The sequence below is a fragment of the Bacillus sp. FSL R5-0560 genome (genome assembly GCF_037966305.1).
Taxonomy (GTDB): domain Bacteria; phylum Bacillota; class Bacilli; order Bacillales; family Bacillaceae; genus Bacillus; species Bacillus mojavensis.
The window spans coordinates 1,277,115-1,295,868 of the sequence record NZ_CP150195.1; the positions used below are offsets into that span (position 1 = coordinate 1,277,115).

The following is an 18,754-nucleotide window of genomic DNA, read 5'->3' on the forward strand; positions in this document are numbered from 1 at the left end:
GGGAAGAAAAAGCATGAAATTTGCCGTATCGTCAAAAGGAGACAATGTTTCTGATACGCTGAAAAGCAAAATACAGGCGTATTTATTGGATTTTGACATGGAACTGGATGAAAATGAACCGGAAATCGTCATTTCAGTCGGGGGCGACGGGACGCTTTTATACGCTTTTCACAGATACAGCGACAGATTAGATAAAACAGCTTTTGTCGGCGTTCACACGGGTCATCTGGGGTTTTATGCGGACTGGGTTCCTCATGAAATTGAAAAACTCGTGCTCGCAATTGCGAAAACACCGTATCACACTGTGGAATATCCGCTCCTTGAAGTAATAGTAACCTATCATGAAAATGAGCGGGAAGAAAGATATTTGGCGTTAAATGAATGTACGATTAAAAGTATAGAAGGAAGCCTTGTGGCGGATGTGGAAATCAAAGGGCAGCTTTTTGAAACGTTCCGTGGCGACGGCCTTTGCCTGTCCACGCCTTCTGGGAGCACAGCCTACAATAAAGCGCTGGGCGGAGCAATTATCCACCCATCCATCAGAGCGATTCAGCTGGCGGAAATGGCATCTATCAATAACCGCGTATTCCGGACGGTCGGATCACCGCTCCTTCTCCCTTCCCATCATGATTGCATGATTAAACCGAGAAACGAAGTTGACTTTCAAGTGACAATTGACCATTTAACCCTGCTTCATAAGGATGTAAAGTCCATCCGCTGTCAGGTGGCATCCGAAAATGTAAGATTTGCAAGATTCCGTCCGTTTCCGTTTTGGAAAAGAGTTCAGGATTCATTTATCGGAAAAGGTGAGTAGAAAGAGGACGTATCGTGAAGCAATTTATGATTGAAAAGAAGATCACTACCGCTGAAGACGGAATGACCTTAAAGGAATATACGGTCGATCTGGGAATTTCGAAGCGTCTGCTGACCGACATCAAATTTGGCGGAGGAGATCTTCTCATTAACGGTGAACATGTGACTGTTAAATACGTATTGAAAGAGGGGGACTTTCTTATTGTAAAGTTTCCTGAGGAACAGGTGAGCGAGACGCTTTTGGCCGAGCCTGTTCCGCTCGATATTATGTATGAGGATGAACACGTGCTTGTGATAAACAAACAGCCGTATGTGTCATCTATTCCATCGCGAGAGCACCCGGCGGGAAGCATCGCGAATGGCATCATCCATCACTACCAAAAAAACGGAGTACGGGCCACGGTTCATCTTGTCACCCGGCTAGACCGGGATACGTCAGGTGTCATGCTTGTTGCCAAGCACCGCTTTGCCCACTCCATTTTATCGTCGGCGCAAAAAAACGGCCTTGTGAAACGCAGATATGTTGCGATTGTGCATGGACGTATGGCAGAGACAGAGGGAAAGGTAGACGCCCCGATTGGCAGACATCCTGACAGTATCATTGAACGGATAGTGACACCTGGCGGTCAGAAGGCTATTACTCACTTTCGTGTCACACGTCTTACGGATGACTTAACCACGGTGGCATTGCAGCTTGAGACAGGGCGGACCCATCAAATTCGCGTTCATATGAGCTATCTCGGCCACCCGCTGTGCGGCGATACGTTGTACGGCGGAACGAGACAGAAGATTGACAGGCAGGCGCTGCACAGTGAGCAGCTGTCGTTTATCCACCCGCTGACGCAGGAAAAAATGACGTTTCATGCGGCTCTGCCGCACGATATGTTAGGAATTATGTAAAGGAGAGAATCATTAAAACGATTCTCTCCTTTTTTATATGGGGCGAAATCTAGTTTCGTCATAAGGCATAGAGCTTGGAACGGAGACGGTCTCCAGTTCGGGAAAACGGAAGGCCGTCAGTTCATTTCCAAACACACAGCCTGTATCAATGTTAATGGTGCGATTTTTTATGCGGGGCTCTTTAACAGGTGTGTGTCCGTATACAACCCAGGCTGTCCCGTTATAAGCAGCGGCCCAATCCCGCCTGACGGGTCTGCCGTCCGGATACGTTTCACCCGTCACATCGCCGTAAAGCACAAAGTCCTTTACTCTCCTCGTGTTTTTGCCGATATCGTCAGCCTTTATGCCAGCATGGGCGACAACCAATTCTCCATTATGTAAGATGTCGTAAAGCGGCGCAGTTTCATAAAGCCTCATAAATTGTTCGCTGACTTTTCTTCTTTCTTCTTCAGAAAGTGCTTTAAGCTCTGCCGCGGTTGTTTCAAGACCGTGCATCACTTTAACTGGATTTCCTTTTAAGTAGCGGTACAGCTTGTTGCAATGATTTCCCGGGACATAGCGCACGGCTCCTTGTTCATAAGCTCCGGCTACAAAGCGGATGACTTCAATTGATTTAGGGCCACGGTCTGTCAAATCCCCGGCAAAAACAAGCACCCTGCCTGCATCATGTACAGGCAATCCATTTTTTATTGTGTATCCAAGTTTTTCTATTAGGGCTGTCATTTCATCGTAGCAGCCATGAATATCGCTGATGATATCGTAGTAGGCCATGCAGCATCCTCCTTACTCATGATTTTATTTATTATGAAGCAAATTGCTGTGAGTCATCACCGGCTTTTATGTGCAAATTATAGAAGAATCATTTTCTAAAAAAAATGAGACCTTATTACTTTATTTTTCATCATCACCCTTGTTAAAATCGCGTTATGTTTTTTTAAAAGGAGGTTCAGATTATGGCGCATACATCTGTCGCATCATTAGTTGTCGTACTTATCGTTGCATTTTTGACTCCCATCCTTTTGCATCGGTTTAAACTCAGCATCCCTGTTGTTGTTGCTGAAATTATTATGGGATTGATTATAGGAAAAAGCGGTCTTAATTTAGTTGTGGAGGGTGATACTTGGCTTCAGACACTCTCTATGCTCGGATTTATCTTTTTAATGTTTTTAAGCGGTCTTGAAATTGATTTTTCATCCTTTGAGAAGGGAAAGAAAAAGCAGTTTCTGCAAAACGGCAAGGAAGCACCCAATACATTTGCCACAGCATCCATTATTTTTATCGGTATTTTTATTTTATCATTGCTGCTGTCTTATGGGTTCGTCGTGGCCGGATTTATCCAAAATGCTTTCTTAATGACGCTTATTATTTCTACGATTTCGTTAGGTGTTGTCGTTCCAACCTTAAAGGAAGAACGGCTCATGAATTCAAACATCGGGCAGATCATCCTGCTTGTTGCCGTGATTGCTGACTTGGTCACTATGATTCTTCTTGCTGTATTTTCTTCTTTGTACGGAGAGGACAGCGGAAACATGTGGCTCTTAATGATCTTGTTTGCAGCGGGAGTAGTGCTCTACTTCTTCGGTCGGATCTTTAAACACCGTTCTTTTGTTCAGTCTATGTCTAAAGGGACGATCCAGATTGGCACCCGTGCTATTTTCACCTTAATTATCGTACTGGTGGCTCTGTCTGAATCACTGGGGGCAGAAAATATACTCGGCGCTTTCTTAGCGGGCGTGCTTGTTTCCCTGCTCTCGCCGAACAAGGAATTGGTTCAGCAGCTCGATTCCTTCGGCTACGGGTTCTTAATACCGATTTTCTTTGTGATGGTTGGCGTAAAATTGGATATTTGGACACTTTTTCAGGACCCGAAAATTTTAGTGATGATTCCGCTGCTGCTTATGGCACTGTTAGTAAGCAAGATTCTTCCTATCCTGTACTTGAAGAAATGGTATGATAACCGCACAATATTGGCGTCTGGTTTCCTGCTGACATCAACGCTTTCTCTTGTGATTGCCGCTGCGACAATCGGCCAGCAGCTTCATGTCATCAGTGCGAATATGTCAGGAGCGCTTACGCTGGTGGCGGTTATTGCAAGCATTTTTACGCCGGTCGGATTTAAAAAGCTGTACAAAAAACAGGAGCAGCCGGAGGAGAAAAAGAAGATCACATTTATCGGCGCTAATCAAATGACACTGCCTGTTACACTTGAATTGCCTGAGAGTGAGTATGAAGTGCGTGTCGTGCACGTTTATCAAGAAAACGCTGAGGAAAAGCTGTCAGACTCAGTATTTTCCGTTGAAACGCTTCCTGATTATGAGCATCAAACCCTTGAATCACTCGGTATATTTGATACAGATATCCTTGTAGTGGCAACAGGGGATGAAGACATGAATACGGACATCGCATTATACGCCAAAGAAAAGGGGACAGAAAGAGTCATCGCCAGCACCGGATCACCGAAGAACGAAGCGAAATTGAAGGAGCAGGGCATCGGCATCTTTTCCATCTTGCTGTCGACCAAAACACTGCTTCGCGCGCTGATAGAAGCACCTGGCGTCATGAAACTGCTCACAAACCAGGAATCTTCGCTGTATCAAATTAATATGGAGAACAGCAAATACGACGGCGTGATTCTCCGTGAATTCCCTTTAACAGGCGATGTGATTTTTGTCAGGATTTTCAGAGGTGTGGACAGCATTGTTCCTCACGGCGATACAAGGCTGAAAATCGGAGACCGCTTAATTGTCACCGGATCACGCGGGTACGTAACGGATCTTAAGAAAACATTGGAAGGATAATATCTTGACCAAATAAGGATTCGTGTTAATATAGAGGTGCAGAACAATTCAATATGTATTCGTAAAACCACTAGGGGTGTCCTTTATAAGGGCTGAGATAAAAGTGTGACTTTTAGACCCTCATAACTTGAACAGGTTCAGACCTGCGTAGGGAAGTGGAGCGGTATTTGTGTTATATAACTATGCCAATTCCAAACCACTTTTCCTTGCGGGAAAGTGGTTTTTTTATTATCAGACAGGGGGAATGACGTGTGAAGTTTTCAGAAGAATGCCGCAGTGCAGCCGCAGAATGGTGGGAGGGGAGTTTTGTCCATCCGTTCGTTACGGGAATAGGTGACGGAACTCTTCCGATTGACCGTTTTAAATACTACGTGCTTCAAGATTCTTATTATTTAACGCATTTTGCGAAGGTGCAATCGTTCGGCGCCGCTTATGCGAAGGACCTTTACACAACGGGACGCATGGCCAGCCATGCTCAAGGTACATATGAAGCAGAAATGGCGCTTCATCGCGAGTTTACAGAGCTTTTGGAAATTAGTGAGGAAGAACAGAAGGCATTTAAGCCATCTCCTACCGCTTACTCTTATACATCTCATATGTACCGTTCGGTCTTGAGCGGGAATTTTGCAGAAATCTTGGCAGCTCTTCTCCCGTGCTATTGGCTTTATTATGAGGTTGGTGAGAAATTGCTGACATGTGATCCGGGGCATCCGATCTATCAGAAGTGGATTGGTACCTACGGCGGTGACTGGTTCAGACAGCAGGTGGAAGAACAAATTAACCGTTTGGATGAGCTGGCGGAAAACAGCACCAAGGAAGTGCGTGCCAAGATGAAAGAGAATTTTGTTATTTCCAGCTATTATGAATATCAGTTCTGGGGAATGGCTTATCGAAAAGAAGGCTGGTCAGACAGCGGCGTAAAAGAGGTGGAAGGACTTGGAGCTGCACGCCATAACTGATGACCGCAAGCCGGTTGAAGATCTAGTGAGATCTATTATAGCCATTCAGGATGAGGTTGATTTCATCCATATTCGCGAACGGTCTAAATCGGCGGCTGACATTTTGAAACTGCTGGAGCTTATTTCTGAAGGCGGTGTTGATAAGCAAAAGCTGGTGATGAATGGCCGGGTTGATATTGCACTTTTTTCAAATATTCATCGTGTTCAGCTGCCGAGCTGCAGCTTTTCGCCGAAACAAGTAAGAGCCAGATTTCCTCACCTGCACATTGGGCGATCAGTGCATTCACTGGAGGAAGCGCTTCAGGCAGAAAAGGATGATGCTGATTATGTTTTGTTCGGCCATGTGTTTGAAACGGATTGCAAACAAGGCCTTGAGGGCAGAGGCGTGTCTTTGCTTTCAGAAATCAAACAGAGGATCTCGATTCCGGTTATTTCAATTGGAGGGATGACACCTGCCAGATTAAGAGAAATGAAGCAAGCAGGTTCAGACGGTATTGCTGTCATGTCCGGAATTTTTTCTTCCGATGATCCTTTGGAAGCTGCCAGACGATATTCCCGCAAGCTAAAGGAGATTCAGTATGAAAAGGCATTATGATGCAGTTGTCATTGGAGGCGGAATTATTGGTTCCGCGATTGCTTATCAGTTGGCAAAAGAAAAGAAAAACACCGCATTGCTTGAAAGCGGAACAATCGGCGGCAGAACAACAAGCGCCGCGGCAGGGATGCTTGGCGCCCATGCCGAGTGCGAGGAACGGGATGCGTTTTTTGATTTCGCCATGCACAGTCAGCGTATGTACCGAGGTCTTGGAGAGGAGCTATTTGCATTATCCGGTATCGATATTAGAAGGCATGATGGCGGTATGTTTAAGCTTGCATTCTCCGAAGAAGACGTGTCACGCCTCAGACGGATGGACGATTTGGATTCTGTCAGCTGGCATACAAAAGAAGAAGTGCTGGAAAAAGAGCCGTATACGGCCAGTGAGATTTATGGGGCGAGCTTTATTCAGGATGATGTTCATGTTGAGCCTTATTTTGTATGCAAGGCATACGCTAAATCGGCTAAAGCGCTTGGTGCGGATATTTTTGAGCATGCTCCTGTTCTCGATGTGACACGTGGCGGTGAATCCATTTTGGTCAAAACAGCGTCCGGTGACATGCATGCGGATTATGTCGTGGTTGCCAGCGGGGTCTGGAGCGGGATGTTTTTTAAGCAGCTCGGGCTGAATCAGTCATTTTTTCCTGTAAAAGGAGAGTGCCTGTCTGTTTGGAATGATGACATTCCGCTGACAAAAACACTTTATCATGATCATTGCTATATCGTACCGAGAAAAAGCGGCAGACTGGTTGTCGGCGCGACGATGAAGCCTGGTGACTGGAGCGAGAAGCCGAATCTTGGCGGACTTCAGTCGGTTATGGAAAAAGCGAAAACGATGCTGCCGGCGATTCAGAATATGAAGGTTGATCGTTTTTGGGCGGGACTGCGTCCGGGGACAAAGGACGGAAAGCCATACATTGGCAAGCACCCTCAGGACAGCCGGATTTTATTTGCGGCGGGCCATTTCAGAAACGGGATTCTGCTTGCTCCTGCAACGGGTGCTTTAATTGGTGATCTCATTATGAATAAAGAGGTCAAGGCAGACTGGCTGCACGCCTTTCGAATTGATCGCAAGGAGGCGGTTCAGATATGATGCTTCAGCTGAACGGTAAACAAGTTGAATGGGATAGAGACTCAGGTACGATTCAGGATCTGCTTGCGTCTTATCAGCTTGAACATAAAATCGTTGTCGTTGAAAGAAATAAAGAAATTATCGGCAAAGAACAATATCACGAGGTAGAGCTGTGTGATCGTGATGTCATCGAAATTGTCCATTTTGTAGGAGGCGGATGAGAATGTTAACAATTGGCGGGAAACAATTTCAATCAAGGCTGCTGTTGGGCACGGGAAAATATCCATCGTTTGATATTCAAAAGGAAGCGGTGGCTGTTTCAGAGTCTGATATTTTAACATTTGCTGTACGGAGAATGAATATCTTTGAAGCGTCTCAGCCTAATTTTCTGGAACAGCTTGATTTATCCAAATATACGCTTCTGCCAAATACAGCTGGCGCCAGTACGGCGGAAGAAGCAGTTCGAATTGCACGGCTCGCGAAAGCATCCGGGCTTTGTGACATGATTAAAGTCGAAGTCATCGGGTGCAGCCGTTCCTTGCTGCCCGATCCTGTGGAAACGTTAAAAGCGTCTGAACAGCTTCTTGAAGAGGGATTTATTGTGCTGCCGTACACCTCGGATGATGTGGTGCTGGCGAGAAAGCTTGAAGAGCTTGGTGTTCATGCTATTATGCCGGGGGCTTCTCCGATTGGATCGGGACAGGGGATTTTAAATCCTCTGAATCTGTCATTTATCATTGAACAGGCCAAAGTGCCGGTCATCGTGGATGCCGGAATCGGATCGCCAAAAGATGCGGCATATGCAATGGAGCTTGGAGCGGACGGCGTACTGCTGAATACGGCCGTATCAGGTGCGAACGATCCGGTGAAAATGGCGCGCGCCATGAAGCTCGCAGTAGAAGCAGGGCGTCTATCTTATGAAGCAGGCCGCATTCCAGTCAAGTCATATGGAACGGCAAGCAGTCCGGGAGAAGGTCTTCCTGTATGACGGACAGGTACTCCAGGCAGGAGCTGTTTGCTCCAATCGGCCCCGAAGGCCAGAAGAAACTGAGAGAGGCGCGCGTTGTGATCATCGGCGCCGGCGCACTGGGAACGGCCAGCGCAGAGATGCTGGTGAGAGCGGGAGTCGGATCGGTGAAAATCGCCGATAGAGATTACGTCGAATGGAGCAATCTGCAGCGCCAGCAGCTTTACACAGAAAATGATGTCAGAAAGGAAATGCCGAAAGCAGCGGCTGCTGAGCAGCGCCTTCGTTCCATTAACAGTGATGTGGATGTGACCGGACTTGTCATGGATGTCACAGCAGAAAACGTATCCGAGCTGATTCGCGGCGCATCAATCATTGTAGATGCCGCCGATAATTTTGAAACCCGGCTTATTGTTAACGATGCTGCAGTGAAAGAAGGCATTCCGTTTCTTTACGGCGCTTGTGTGGGTAGCTACGGCCTTACGTTTACTGTATTGCCGGGGGTAACCCCCTGCCTTCATTGTTTACTCGATACCCTTCCGATTGGCGGTGCGACATGCGACACAGCCGGCATTATCAGCCCGGCTGTTCTGCAGGTTGCTGTCCTTCAGGTGACAGACGCTCTGAAACTGCTGACGGGAGAGGAATGCGAGCCCGTGCTGCGCTCCTTTGACCTGTGGAAAAATGAGCGGTCAGAAGTAAGAGCAGCGGGACTTAAAGATGATTCGTGTCCAAGCTGCGGCACAAAGGATTTTCCGTTTTTATCATACGAAAACCAAACGAAAGCAGTAGTATTGTGCGGCAGAAACACGGTGCAAATCAGATCCTCTTTCACAAAAGAAGCAGATCTTGACGTGATGGCGGGGCAGCTGAGGCAGGCGGGGCTGGAAGTAGCAGCGAATCCGTATTTAATTTCCTGCCGCTCGGATGACATGAAAATGGTGCTGTTTCGGGATGGCAGAGCATTGATCCATGGAACAAACGATATTGCCAGGGCAAAATCCATCTATCATAAATGGATCGGGTAATAAAAGGAGTGTAGTGTAATGAGTATATATAAAGCCTTGACGATCGCCGGCTCTGACTCAGGCGGCGGCGCGGGAATACAGGCAGATATTAAAACCTTTCAGGAGCTTGGTGTATTCGGAATGTCTGCCATCACGGCGGTAACTGCACAGAATACACTTGGCGTTCACGGCGTGTATCCGCTGACTGCAGAGGCACTGAGAGAGCAAATTGATGCTGTGGCGGAGGATTTGAGACCGGACGCCGTAAAAACAGGAATGCTTTGGAATGCAGAAATGATTGAAGAAGTGGCAAGGAAAATTGATCAATACGAATTAACCCGGGTGATCGTTGATCCGGTTATGATCGCGAAGGGCGGGGCGTCCTTGCTGCGCGATGAATCAATCGCTACGCTGAAGGAGCTGCTGATCCCACGAAGCTATGCGATCACGCCGAATGTGCCGGAAGCAGAAGCGCTGACGGGTATGGTGATCCGTTCGCTTGATGACCGGAAGAAAGCTGCGGAACAGCTAGTGAAGATGGGTGCGCAGCATGTGATTATCAAAGGCGGGCACCAGCCTGAGGACAATCACATTACTGACCTTCTTTTTGATGGAAACATGTTTATGCAAATCAGCCATCCTTATATCGATACGAAGCATACGCATGGCACTGGCTGCACCTTTGCTGCGGCTTTAACAGCCCAAACCGCTAAAGGAGACAGCATCCATCAGGCATTCGAGGTTGCTGCCAACTTTGTCCGCGAAGCCGTAGAAAATACGCTCGGCATCGGATCGGGCCACGGACCGACTAATCATTTCGCTTTTAAACGAAACAGCATAAAAATAAACCGATGAGACCACTTGCTTATGGTGGTCTCTTTCATGTTTGACTTTGATATGCGCTTTTCATCTGGACAAGGTTATGATATGATAGGTATTAAGATCAGGTACTAATACTATGTCTTTAACCAATATAGGAGGCTTTATACATATGAATTTTTCACTTGAAGGCCGCAACATTGTTGTTATGGGAGTAGCCAACAAACGCAGTATCGCTTGGGGAATAGCGCGCTCTTTACATGAAGCGGGCGCACGATTGATATTCACATATGCAGGTGAACGCCTGGAGAAATCTGTTCATGAACTCGCTGGAACTTTAGAGCGAAACGATTCCATTATCCTTCCTTGCGACGTAACAAACGACACGGAAATCGAAACTTGTTTCGCAAGCATTAAAGAGCAGGTCGGTGTGATCCACGGTATCGCGCATTGTATCGCGTTTGCCAACAAAGAAGAGCTTGTCGGCGAATATTTAAACACAAATCGTGAGGGCTTCCTTCTAGCTCACAACATCAGCTCATACTCACTGACCGCTGTCGCAAAAGCGGCGCGTCCGATGATGACTGAAGGCGGAAGCATCGTAACGCTGACTTACCTTGGCGGAGAGCTCGTTATGCCGAACTACAATGTGATGGGTGTAGCGAAAGCTTCTCTTGACGCAAGTGTGAAGTACTTAGCTGCTGACTTAGGAAAAGAAAATATCCGCGTTAACAGCATTTCTGCTGGTCCGATCAGAACATTATCTGCTAAAGGCATCAGTGACTTCAACTCAATCTTAAAAGACATCGAAGAGCGTGCACCGCTTCGCCGCACGACCACACCTGAAGAGGTGGGAGATACAGCTGCATTTTTATTTAGCGATATGTCCCGAGGCATTACAGGTGAAAATCTTCATGTTGATTCAGGTTTCCATATCACTGCCCGCTAGGCAGTTTCACCTTCAAGCAGTCCCAAACAGGGATTGCTTTTTTATTTCTTCTGATTTTCAGCATTCTGTCATATAGATAGAATATGACAGAATCGGAGGGATGAAGATGTCTAATAAGAAAAGAAACGCGGATAAAAAACCGCTCATGTATATTGTTCAGCCGGACTATGTGGAAACACGCTCGTCCATGCAGGAGATCGTCATTAAAAGAAAGGCTAAACCGGCTCCGCCAAAAGCAGAGGAACAGCCGGTTTACCATGAAAAAGAGCGGGAAGACATTCAGGTAAAAGATGCTGTGGAAACAGAGGAAAAAAAGCGGGAAGACATTCAGGCAAAAGATGCTCAGCAAACAGAGAAAAAACAGGCAGAGGAACCAGTGCGTCAGCAAAAACAAGAGGTAAGAGAGCCGGAGAACCAGAAAAAGCAGCAGGTACCGTTAGAAGAGCCGCAGGCAATTGAAGAAATCCCCAAACAGCAGTCTCGGGAAGCGGAAAAAAAGGAAGAGCCTGCACCTGAAGCCCGTAAGCCTGAAAAGGAACCGGAGGCCGTGCATAATGCAGCTAAAGCTGAAGAAAAGGCACCGCCGGCCAGAAAAGTGAAAAAACCGATGAGCAAGATGTCCATCCATGAAAAAATCGATTTTTTAACAAAACTGCCGCATAACATGCCGAGAGCGCTTTGTCTGATTGAAGCCAATGGAAAAACGTACAGAGGCGTGATTGTCGGAAGAAGAAATGATTCCGTCCTGCTTCGGACGACCGGAAATGGTGCTCCGACTGAGCTGGCGATCGATGAGATAACATCTCTGCACCCGTTAGGTTTTTAATGAAAGCAAAAAGCTGCCCGGCAGATCGTTCCGGCAGCTTTTTTACATAGAGAAAAGCCTGCAAATCTTGCAAGCTTTTCCGTCTTATCATGAATGATGATGTGTGCGATTGATTAAACGAGGATTTAAGCAATTGATCGCGCAGAAGCAGTCTAAATCCACTTCAATGCAGTAGTTCGTTTTTTCAAGTCGGAACACTTCACAAACCGTGTCTTTATCGGTGAAGTCCAAAATGTGTTTGTGTTCGTCAAATGCGATTAATAAGGATAGCGTTGCGCAGCTGCCATGAACTTTTTCCACTCTAAAAAATACTGTATTAAAGCAAGGTCCGTTATCCAGCTCGCCGACATTACCGAAGGCGACTAAAGGCTTTGATTTTGATGTAAATATTGCAAAAGGCACTGTATTTCCTAATGAATGGCTTACAGACAAAAGCTTGGAGTGGCAGCCGGTCGGGCAATCCTCTTCAACCGCGTTTTGCAGATCTTCAATTTGTTCTACCGCTTCACGCACGCAGCTTGATGTTTTCTGGCTCATATTATCCCTCCTGCCTTGTAATTTTGAGACTGGCGAAATGATGGAGAGTCAGCTGCCTCACTTTCGAAGCAGCTGAATGATTTGCACCTGTAATAGAGTTTGGAAGGGGATTCCTCTTTACAAGTGTTTATCCATTGTGATGATGCTTTTTATCTCTGTTAGGGGATGTTCTGTCAACTAACTCTGGTGACAGGCATTGAATCGCACAGAAGCATCCGAGATCCACTTCTATGCAGAAATCTGTTTTTTCAAGCCCGAAGAAATCCGGGTCGCAAGGATGGCAAACACTTAAGGTTTCGCCTTTAACATCGACCGGGCGTAAAATAGACAGTGTAGCGCAGCAATCGCATAATTTCTCGACGCGGAAGAAAATGGATTCAAAGCATTGCATATCATCCACAAATCCCCCCACGTTTCCGAATGTGGAGAACAACCCGCCTTTTTTATCAAAAACGAGAAACGGAATTGTGTCTTTTCCAGCAATCGTAGGGTTTAAAAGGTTGGTATAGCAGCCAGTCGGACACTGTTCTTCAACTGCCTCCTGCTCTGCTAAAATCTTTTCCACTGCATCGCATACACAGTTCTCATGTCGGCCATGGGTTTTTCCGCAGCTCATTGATTTCAGCTCCTTCTTTATAGGGTATTTGACTTTAGTCCTTAACAACATATGTACTCGTGCCTCACTTGGTGTGGGTGAACGTCTATATATTCATCATATGCGGGAAAATAAGAAAAAGCAGAGCGTTTTTAGCTCTGCTTTTAGATTTACAGGATGAGTATGATGACTAGGGCTGCCACAAGTGTGTTAGTAGCTGTGGAGATTAATGTTGCTACATCAGCATCTACTGTTGTGACATTTACACCGCGGGAGCATTCGATGAGAAGTTTTTGGCGGTTTACTTGTTTGTTAGCTGTCAGCTGCAATAAATCTTGTGCGACTAATTCTGCAATTACTCCGTCTGCAATGGATGTGAGAGCTACTGTTAGAACAGCTGCATTAAGCGCTGTTACAACTGATGTTACGGCTTGAATGTCTGTAGATGAAATGTTGATGTCACAAGAGTCTCTAATAATAATTGTTTCATCGGAAACTTGTTTGTTGAGATTTGCCTGTGCGAGATTTTGGTCGATGAAGGCGTTGTCGTCGCCAAAAGCCCCATTGCCATTACAGCAAATATCGCAATTGCATTTTCTTTCTTCTTTTTTATCTTTTTCGTCTAACGGATGGTCACAGTCAGGATCAAGTGCAACCCAAGAATATGGTCTGCTTTCCATATCTATTCCTCCTTTTCTTTTACTGTTATTAGATGAGCGAGCCTCAAATTTTGACTGAGGCATATATCCTGATGAAGAACCCTATTTTTTATGATTGGTTTGAATTGTTATTGTTTTGACGTCTTTGTCTGAGCTGTTCAATTAATTGTTCTCTCCGGCTTAGCGGTTTTTCGTTCTTTTGCTCTTGCACAGTGGCTTCTTCTTTTTTCTTCTTTTGTTTTTCAACTATTTCCGCTGATTTAGCTTGCAAGTCTTTTACCATATTCAATAGCATTTCCTTTTCTTCATCTGAAAGTTTTTTCATTTTGTCTTTGGTGACGCCGTGTTTCAGAAAGATATTTTGAACCAGCATTTTCGACATAGGATCAACTTCCGGAAGCTTTTCAAGCTCTTCTTTGATTTTATCGTTATCTGACATTTGTTTTCACCTCGACTTTTAAGTTTGTGAAAAGAAAGGGTTAAAGGACGTCAAGCTCAAGGAGAATACTATTTAGCACCTGAAGCAAAATTTGTACAAAGGTTATTATTTCGTCGGCAGATAAAGTGATTTTGATATTTCGGCTGTTGATAATTTTAATGATGGTTCTTTTTTTGATTTGGGAGTTATCGAGAATGAGTATTTCGCTTGCTACTGTGTCAGACAAGTCCTCGTCGGCGATGACGAGCTGTATCGTCAGGATAATCAATGTTGTAGCCAAGGCTTGTATAGAAAGGGCAGCTGTTATATGTGACGTATCTATTGTGATATTTTCGCAATCAATGACTTCGATCTGCTGTTCGAATTCGCTTGATAATTGCTCAAATATTTCAGGATGCAGGGATTCAACTTCTTCTTCAAATGACATAACCTTCACTCCTTTCTTATCCATACTGTATATAATGCAGAAGAGGTGCAGAGCGGAATAAGAAAAATAACCAATTTTCAACAGGACAAGATACAAATTCATGAAAGCTAGGGTTTCTGCATATATGTGAAGGGGATGATGAAAGGAGTGAACAAGTGGTTATCAATTGGCTGTCTCTTTTCCTTCTTTCGCTTGCGGTCTTCCGGCTCGCGCGTCTTTTCGTGTTTGATACGATTATGGCGCCGCTTCGCAGCCTTTTTCATGAAGAGAAGGAGGAAAAGGATGCGGACGGGAACATCGAAACGTACATTGTCATAAAGGGAACAGGTGTGAGGGCGTTTATCGGTGAATTGCTGAGCTGCTATTGGTGCACAGGCGTGTGGTGCGCCGGCTTTTTGATTTTGTGCCAGGCATTCATTCCAGAGGTGGCCCAGTGGCTGGTTTTGCTGCTGGCGATCGCCGGGCTGGCCGGTATAATTGAAACCCTTGTATCAAAATGGCTGCAGGAATGAGGCATTCCCACCAGCAACTTTCCGTCAGTCTCCGCATAAAGTAGCATATATGACATAAGGAAAGGAAGGGATCAAAGTGAATCAAATTAACAAACCTTCCCAAAAAACTCCATATACAGATTCATCGTATCAAACAAAAAAGATCAAAAAGAAAGGCTGCGGGTGCGGCAGTAAAAAGAAAAAACCTCAATAGCCTGACCCTGACAAGAGACCGGAGATGTCCGGTTTTTTGTTTTTTTAACAATGATGGTTCGCTCAGCATATGTCATGAGAGGGGGGATCTCATGAATGAGTTTGAAAAATTCATAGAGGGCAGGTATGAACCGCACGATCAAAAGCAAAACAAGCATGACAAGATGATCAAACAGATTGAAAAGGAGTTGGCTTTATTTGACGAAGCCGGCCTGTCGTTTGAACAAGAAATTGAAGAATTGGCTGAAAAGACGGAAGCCTTACTGAAAAAACGGCAGGCTCAGCATGATCCATTATAAATCCGCAAGCGCCCTATGCGGATATCCAAGCCGATCATGATGTCTCGCATAGTGTATAGAGAGTAAAGGAGGTGCTTAGTTATGGGATTTGGTTACGGAGGCGGCTGCTACGGCGGCGGTTATGCTGGAGGATATTCAGGCGGTTACGGTTCAACATTCGTTCTTGTGGTCGTACTGTTCATTCTTCTCATCATCGTAGGTGCATCTTTTTTTAACTACTAAGAAATGAATAAAGGAGGAAGTACGGATGATTTCCGTGCTTCTTCCTACTTTATGTATCCTTTGCTGCTTTTTAAATCAGTAACTTATTTCTGCTTGCGAATCATCACATTATACGTAAAGCGTTCATACAATACTGTATTACTCCGCCAAAAGGAGGCGTATTATGGATAATCAATTTTTTAAGAACATTGAAAAGAAAACAGGCGTGAACATGCAGGATGTCATGAATCTTGCAGGCTCACTTCAAAACGCCAATTTTAAAGATGAAAACACAGTCCGCAGCGTCATTAAGCGCGTGGCGCAGCTGGCAAACAGACGCGTGCCGAAAGAAATGGAAGATAAGATTGTCCAGTCCATTACAAGCGGAAAAGAAAAGCTTGATTTTGGAACAATTTCTAAAATGTTGGATAATAAATAAGCGGATGGCCTGGGCAACGGGCCTTTTTTACAGTGAAAAACCCGGCAGTATCGCTGCCGGGCTGTTTATTTGGGCAAGAGCTGTCTCGTTTGCTGCAGAAGAGGATACAAAAACCTTGAACGGTGGGCTGTTTTGCCGCGCCTGTTTGCGGGACAAGACAAATATAAATGCTGTTTGGCCCGTGTCATTGCAACATACAGAAGACGTCTTTCTTCCTCAAGCGGAGCTTCGTCTCCCTTTCTCGCTGTTTCTAATGAGAAATCATGCGGGATGGAGCCGTCTACCGTGCCTAATACATAGACGGTTTTGAATTCAAGGCCCTTTGATCGGTGAATGGTCATCAGCTGTACACCGTTTTCATCTGTTTTGTTTTTCTCAGCAGCCCGCATGTGATCCACATGGGAGAGAAAGTCAGGGATGGTTTTGAATTTTTTTGCGACAACCTTGACGTCACGCAAGTCATCAGAGCCTTTTTCCAGCTTGTTTCCTTCGTTGCCCCGTTTTTTTAAGTATTCGGAGAAGCCCATTTTTCCTTCAGCAAAGGTAATGGCTTCCACAGGCTTCATGGTGCGGATGCTTGCGAAAAAGGGTACGATTTTTTTGATTTTATCCAGCTGGAACGGCTTCAGATCCGGCAGTTTGGCCAGCGCCTTAATCATGGAGCAGTCCTCGGTAATCGAGAGCGCCTTCAGCGTGTTTAAAGCAGACTGCTTTAGAAATAAGGCAGGCAGCAAGTGTTTAATCGCTTCAGTATTATCCTCGTTTTGACTCGCGTACAAGTATGCGAGTATCTGGCGGACGATTCTTCTGCTGTAAAAGGACTGGACGCCGCGATCAGCGGTATACGGAATTGATGATTGATGAAGCCTTTCATAAATGGCGCGGCCGGCGCTGTTTGTCCGGTAGAGAACCGCAAAGTCTTCAGGTTTTGCGCCGTTTTGAATTTTTTCTTTCATATCGGAAACCACCATTGTCGCTTCTTCTTCTTCGTCATAAGGATAAAACAGCACAGGGACCTGCGCGTCGTCACGAGCAGCTTCCAGCATCTTGGCATACCTGTTTTTGTTCTTTTTCACGACAATATCAGCACTGGAAACGATCGGATGTGTTGAACGGTAGTTCGCTGTTAAGTAGATTGTTTTGGCACCAGGATAATCCTTTTGAAACTCCAGAATAAAAGAAGGGCTGCTGCCGCGGAACGCATAGATCGACTGATCGTCGTCCCCAACACAGCACAGGTTTTGTTCCGGACTCGCCAGCATTTGCATGATTTTATATTGGACCGGATTAATGTCCTGAAATTCATCAATTAAAATATACGTAAACCTAGATTGATATTGCTCCAGAAGATCAGGCCGCTCTATGAACAGTTCATAGCAGGCAGACGCCATATCATCAAAATCAAATTGGCGGTGTTCTTTTTTCTGGCGCTCATAATATTCGTACAGGCGGTAGACTTGTTTTTCCCAGTCATCCTTTAAAGGAATACGTTCATTCGGCAAATAAGAGTTTTTCCAAAAACCGATTTGCTGCAAGGCCTGATCGACGGGGAACTCTTTCTCATCTACGCCTTCCTCATAGAGTGCTTTTTTCATATATTGTTCCTTTTGCCATTCCATTTTCAACAGGTGCTCGCCATTCCACTTGGCAGAATCATAGTGATACAGGATTTTATAAAACAAGCTGTGGAAGGTTCCGGTGACAAGTCTTCTGACTTTTGACGGCTGTAATCCGTACTGCTTCGCCATGCGATCTTTCATTTCCGCGACGGCCTTTGTTGTAAAGGTGACAAGCAGCATATGTTCCGGCGGTATGTCTAGGTGTTCGATCATGTGGGCAGCGCGCGCAGTCAGCACACGTGTTTTTCCGCTTCCTGCACCGGCAAGCACCAATAATGGGCCTTCCGTTTCCGTGACAGCTTTCAACTGATCTGTGTTTAAGCCGACTGTCGGAAAAAGGCTCGTATCAGGTTCTATTGTTTTTTGAACAAATGGTGTTCCGGGTTTAATGCTTCTCGGCCGCTGCCATTCCATGACAGCCGGAGACGAGTCAGCAGCAATCGCTTTCCCCTTGGGTAATCGAAAAACACCGGATTCCTGATAGTTTTCCTTCTTTTCTTCTTTAGCGGGTTTCGTTTCGCAGGCCTCCTCACATGCCGGAAAGTGGCCTGGCTGGCGGTGGATAAACTCCGGCGGATCGGTGATATTAAGCCTTAACAAAACGGGTTTTCCGCAATGAGAACAAAATAAATGGCCTTTTATTCCTTCTTCAAAAAGGAATTGATAATGTTCTCTCGAATATGTATGTAAATGTATGGTTCGATCATTCAGTCGGGCGCATTTCAAAAAGGGGTCCTCCCAATCAAAAAAAGGTGTTCATTACAGACAAAGACTATCATATCAAAAGAAACGTGTTTCAAAAAGTAAGTTTAAGGGAAAAGAGACAGCAGAAGGGTGGGTATCGAATGATATATGCAGGTCAGATTCAGAACCAGCAATACGCTCAATATGCCAATCGCACAATAGGCCATAAACAGGATTATGCCGGAACTGAGAAGGTCAGATACGTCCCGTTTCAGCGGATGTACAAGGAACTTGAAAAACAGCAGGAGATTCAGACAGCCGCTGAAAGAAAAGTAAATGAGGCAAAACGTAAGCGCTCTCTTTATAAAAGATTGCGAGAAAAAGGGATAGGCACATCTATTAATCGATATGTATAAAAAACCGTTCACATGAGAGAGCGGTTTTTT

General features: G+C 45.4%; 24 protein-coding genes and 1 riboswitch. Of the genes, 17 read left to right on the forward strand and 7 right to left on the reverse strand.

The window, feature by feature from the left end:
• Positions 1-13 precede the first annotated feature (13 nt).
• Positions 14-814 carry an NAD kinase gene (locus tag NST56_RS06410; RefSeq protein ID WP_010333761.1) on the forward strand — a complete coding sequence of 267 codons (801 nt, stop codon included), beginning with the start codon at positions 14-16 and terminating at the stop codon, positions 812-814.
• Between the two features lie 14 nt (positions 815-828).
• Positions 829-1,713, forward strand: a complete 885-nt coding sequence (locus NST56_RS06415; RefSeq protein WP_286058718.1) for an RluA family pseudouridine synthase — start codon at positions 829-831, stop codon at positions 1,711-1,713.
• A 33-nt stretch (positions 1,714-1,746) separates the two neighbouring features.
• Here the strand turns inward: NST56_RS06415 and prpE are convergent, their stop codons facing one another.
• Positions 1,747-2,484, reverse strand: a complete 738-nt coding sequence (gene prpE, locus NST56_RS06420) for a bis(5'-nucleosyl)-tetraphosphatase PrpE (protein WP_268449919.1) — start codon at positions 2,482-2,484, stop codon at positions 1,747-1,749.
• Positions 2,485-2,666: 182 nt separating this feature from the next.
• Between prpE and NST56_RS06425 the strand changes: the two genes are divergently transcribed.
• The 10 genes from NST56_RS06425 to cotO all read left to right on the forward strand — a co-directional run bounded on the left by NST56_RS06425 (position 2,667) and on the right by cotO (position 11,705).
• A complete protein-coding gene (locus NST56_RS06425) occupies positions 2,667-4,511 on the forward strand; it encodes a monovalent cation:proton antiporter family protein (RefSeq protein WP_326330437.1) in 1,845 nt (614 codons plus the stop codon).
• Positions 4,512-4,573: 62 nt separating this feature from the next.
• A riboswitch (TPP riboswitch) is annotated at positions 4,574-4,682 on the forward strand.
• Between the two features lie 80 nt (positions 4,683-4,762).
• A complete protein-coding gene (gene tenA / locus NST56_RS06430; protein ID WP_339180776.1) occupies positions 4,763-5,470 on the forward strand; it encodes a thiaminase II in 708 nt (235 codons plus the stop codon).
• The gene (gene tenI / locus NST56_RS06435; protein ID WP_286058715.1) at positions 5,448-6,065 is read left to right on the forward strand and encodes a thiazole tautomerase TenI; all 618 of its coding nucleotides are present in this window, start codon (positions 5,448-5,450) and stop codon (positions 6,063-6,065) included. The genes tenA and tenI overlap by 23 nt, the downstream gene beginning before the upstream one ends.
• Positions 6,049-7,158 (forward strand): glycine oxidase ThiO, encoded by a 1,110-nt coding sequence (gene thiO, locus NST56_RS06440; RefSeq protein WP_339180779.1) that lies wholly within the window; start codon positions 6,049-6,051, stop codon positions 7,156-7,158. Before tenI ends, thiO begins: the two co-directional genes overlap by 17 nt.
• Positions 7,158-7,358: a sulfur carrier protein ThiS gene (gene thiS, locus NST56_RS06445; protein WP_286059665.1), complete on the forward strand. Its 201-nt coding sequence runs from the start codon at positions 7,158-7,160 to the stop codon at positions 7,356-7,358. Before thiO ends, thiS begins: the two co-directional genes overlap by 1 nt.
• Positions 7,355-8,125 carry a thiazole synthase gene (thiG, locus tag NST56_RS06450; RefSeq protein ID WP_081720775.1) on the forward strand — a complete coding sequence of 257 codons (771 nt, stop codon included), beginning with the start codon at positions 7,355-7,357 and terminating at the stop codon, positions 8,123-8,125. Before thiS ends, thiG begins: the two co-directional genes overlap by 4 nt.
• On the forward strand, positions 8,122-9,132 hold the full coding sequence (gene thiF / locus NST56_RS06455) for a thiazole biosynthesis adenylyltransferase ThiF (RefSeq protein WP_339180782.1): 1,011 nt from the start codon (positions 8,122-8,124) through the stop codon (positions 9,130-9,132). The genes thiG and thiF overlap by 4 nt, the downstream gene beginning before the upstream one ends.
• Before the next feature lie 18 nt (positions 9,133-9,150).
• Complete coding sequence (gene thiD / locus NST56_RS06460; protein ID WP_168747433.1) at positions 9,151-9,966, forward strand: bifunctional hydroxymethylpyrimidine kinase/phosphomethylpyrimidine kinase; 816 nt, start codon at positions 9,151-9,153, stop codon at positions 9,964-9,966.
• Between the two features lie 136 nt (positions 9,967-10,102).
• A complete protein-coding gene (gene fabI / locus NST56_RS06465) occupies positions 10,103-10,879 on the forward strand; it encodes an enoyl-ACP reductase FabI (protein WP_326197239.1) in 777 nt (258 codons plus the stop codon).
• A gap of 100 nt (positions 10,880-10,979) precedes the next feature.
• Entirely contained in the window at positions 10,980-11,705 is a 726-nt protein-coding gene (cotO, locus tag NST56_RS06470; RefSeq protein WP_168747435.1) for a spore coat protein CotO, read from the forward strand.
• A gap of 87 nt (positions 11,706-11,792) precedes the next feature.
• On the opposite strand, the gene cotZ is transcribed toward cotO, so the two are convergent.
• From cotZ to cotV, 5 genes are all read right to left on the reverse strand, one after another.
• Positions 11,793-12,242 carry a spore coat protein CotZ gene (gene cotZ / locus NST56_RS06475; protein ID WP_339180788.1) on the reverse strand — a complete coding sequence of 150 codons (450 nt, stop codon included), beginning with the start codon at positions 12,240-12,242 and terminating at the stop codon, positions 11,793-11,795.
• A gap of 127 nt (positions 12,243-12,369) precedes the next feature.
• Positions 12,370-12,858: a spore coat protein CotY gene (cotY, locus tag NST56_RS06480; protein ID WP_010333777.1), complete on the reverse strand. Its 489-nt coding sequence runs from the start codon at positions 12,856-12,858 to the stop codon at positions 12,370-12,372.
• A gap of 149 nt (positions 12,859-13,007) precedes the next feature.
• Positions 13,008-13,517 carry a spore coat protein CotX gene (cotX, locus tag NST56_RS06485; protein ID WP_168747437.1) on the reverse strand — a complete coding sequence of 170 codons (510 nt, stop codon included), beginning with the start codon at positions 13,515-13,517 and terminating at the stop codon, positions 13,008-13,010.
• 88 nt (positions 13,518-13,605) lie between these two features.
• Positions 13,606-13,935: a spore coat protein gene (locus tag NST56_RS06490; RefSeq protein ID WP_168747438.1), complete on the reverse strand. Its 330-nt coding sequence runs from the start codon at positions 13,933-13,935 to the stop codon at positions 13,606-13,608.
• Positions 13,936-13,975: 40 nt separating this feature from the next.
• The gene (gene cotV / locus NST56_RS06495) at positions 13,976-14,362 is read right to left on the reverse strand and encodes a spore coat protein CotV (RefSeq protein WP_168747439.1); all 387 of its coding nucleotides are present in this window, start codon (positions 14,360-14,362) and stop codon (positions 13,976-13,978) included.
• A gap of 155 nt (positions 14,363-14,517) precedes the next feature.
• Here cotV and NST56_RS06500 point away from each other — a divergent pair, with 155 nt between their 5' ends.
• The 4 genes from NST56_RS06500 (at position 14,518) to NST56_RS06515 (ending at position 16,005) form a co-directional block, all read left to right on the forward strand.
• The gene (locus NST56_RS06500; RefSeq protein ID WP_286058710.1) at positions 14,518-14,874 is read left to right on the forward strand and encodes a DUF1360 domain-containing protein; all 357 of its coding nucleotides are present in this window, start codon (positions 14,518-14,520) and stop codon (positions 14,872-14,874) included.
• 284 nt (positions 14,875-15,158) lie between these two features.
• Positions 15,159-15,365: a hypothetical protein gene (locus NST56_RS06505; protein WP_229147862.1), complete on the forward strand. Its 207-nt coding sequence runs from the start codon at positions 15,159-15,161 to the stop codon at positions 15,363-15,365.
• 81 nt (positions 15,366-15,446) lie between these two features.
• The gene (locus NST56_RS06510) at positions 15,447-15,587 is read left to right on the forward strand and encodes a YjcZ family sporulation protein (RefSeq protein ID WP_010333783.1); all 141 of its coding nucleotides are present in this window, start codon (positions 15,447-15,449) and stop codon (positions 15,585-15,587) included.
• 163 nt (positions 15,588-15,750) lie between these two features.
• On the forward strand, positions 15,751-16,005 hold the full coding sequence (locus NST56_RS06515; protein WP_010333784.1) for a stage VI sporulation protein F: 255 nt from the start codon (positions 15,751-15,753) through the stop codon (positions 16,003-16,005).
• Positions 16,006-16,070: 65 nt separating this feature from the next.
• Here the strand turns inward: NST56_RS06515 and NST56_RS06520 are convergent, their stop codons facing one another.
• Positions 16,071-18,350 carry an ATP-dependent helicase gene (locus NST56_RS06520; RefSeq protein WP_339180798.1) on the reverse strand — a complete coding sequence of 760 codons (2,280 nt, stop codon included), beginning with the start codon at positions 18,348-18,350 and terminating at the stop codon, positions 16,071-16,073.
• A gap of 119 nt (positions 18,351-18,469) precedes the next feature.
• On the opposite strand from NST56_RS06520, the gene NST56_RS06525 reads away from it, so the two are divergent.
• Positions 18,470-18,724, forward strand: a complete 255-nt coding sequence (locus tag NST56_RS06525; RefSeq protein WP_010333786.1) for a hypothetical protein — start codon at positions 18,470-18,472, stop codon at positions 18,722-18,724.
• Positions 18,725-18,754 lie beyond the last annotated feature (30 nt).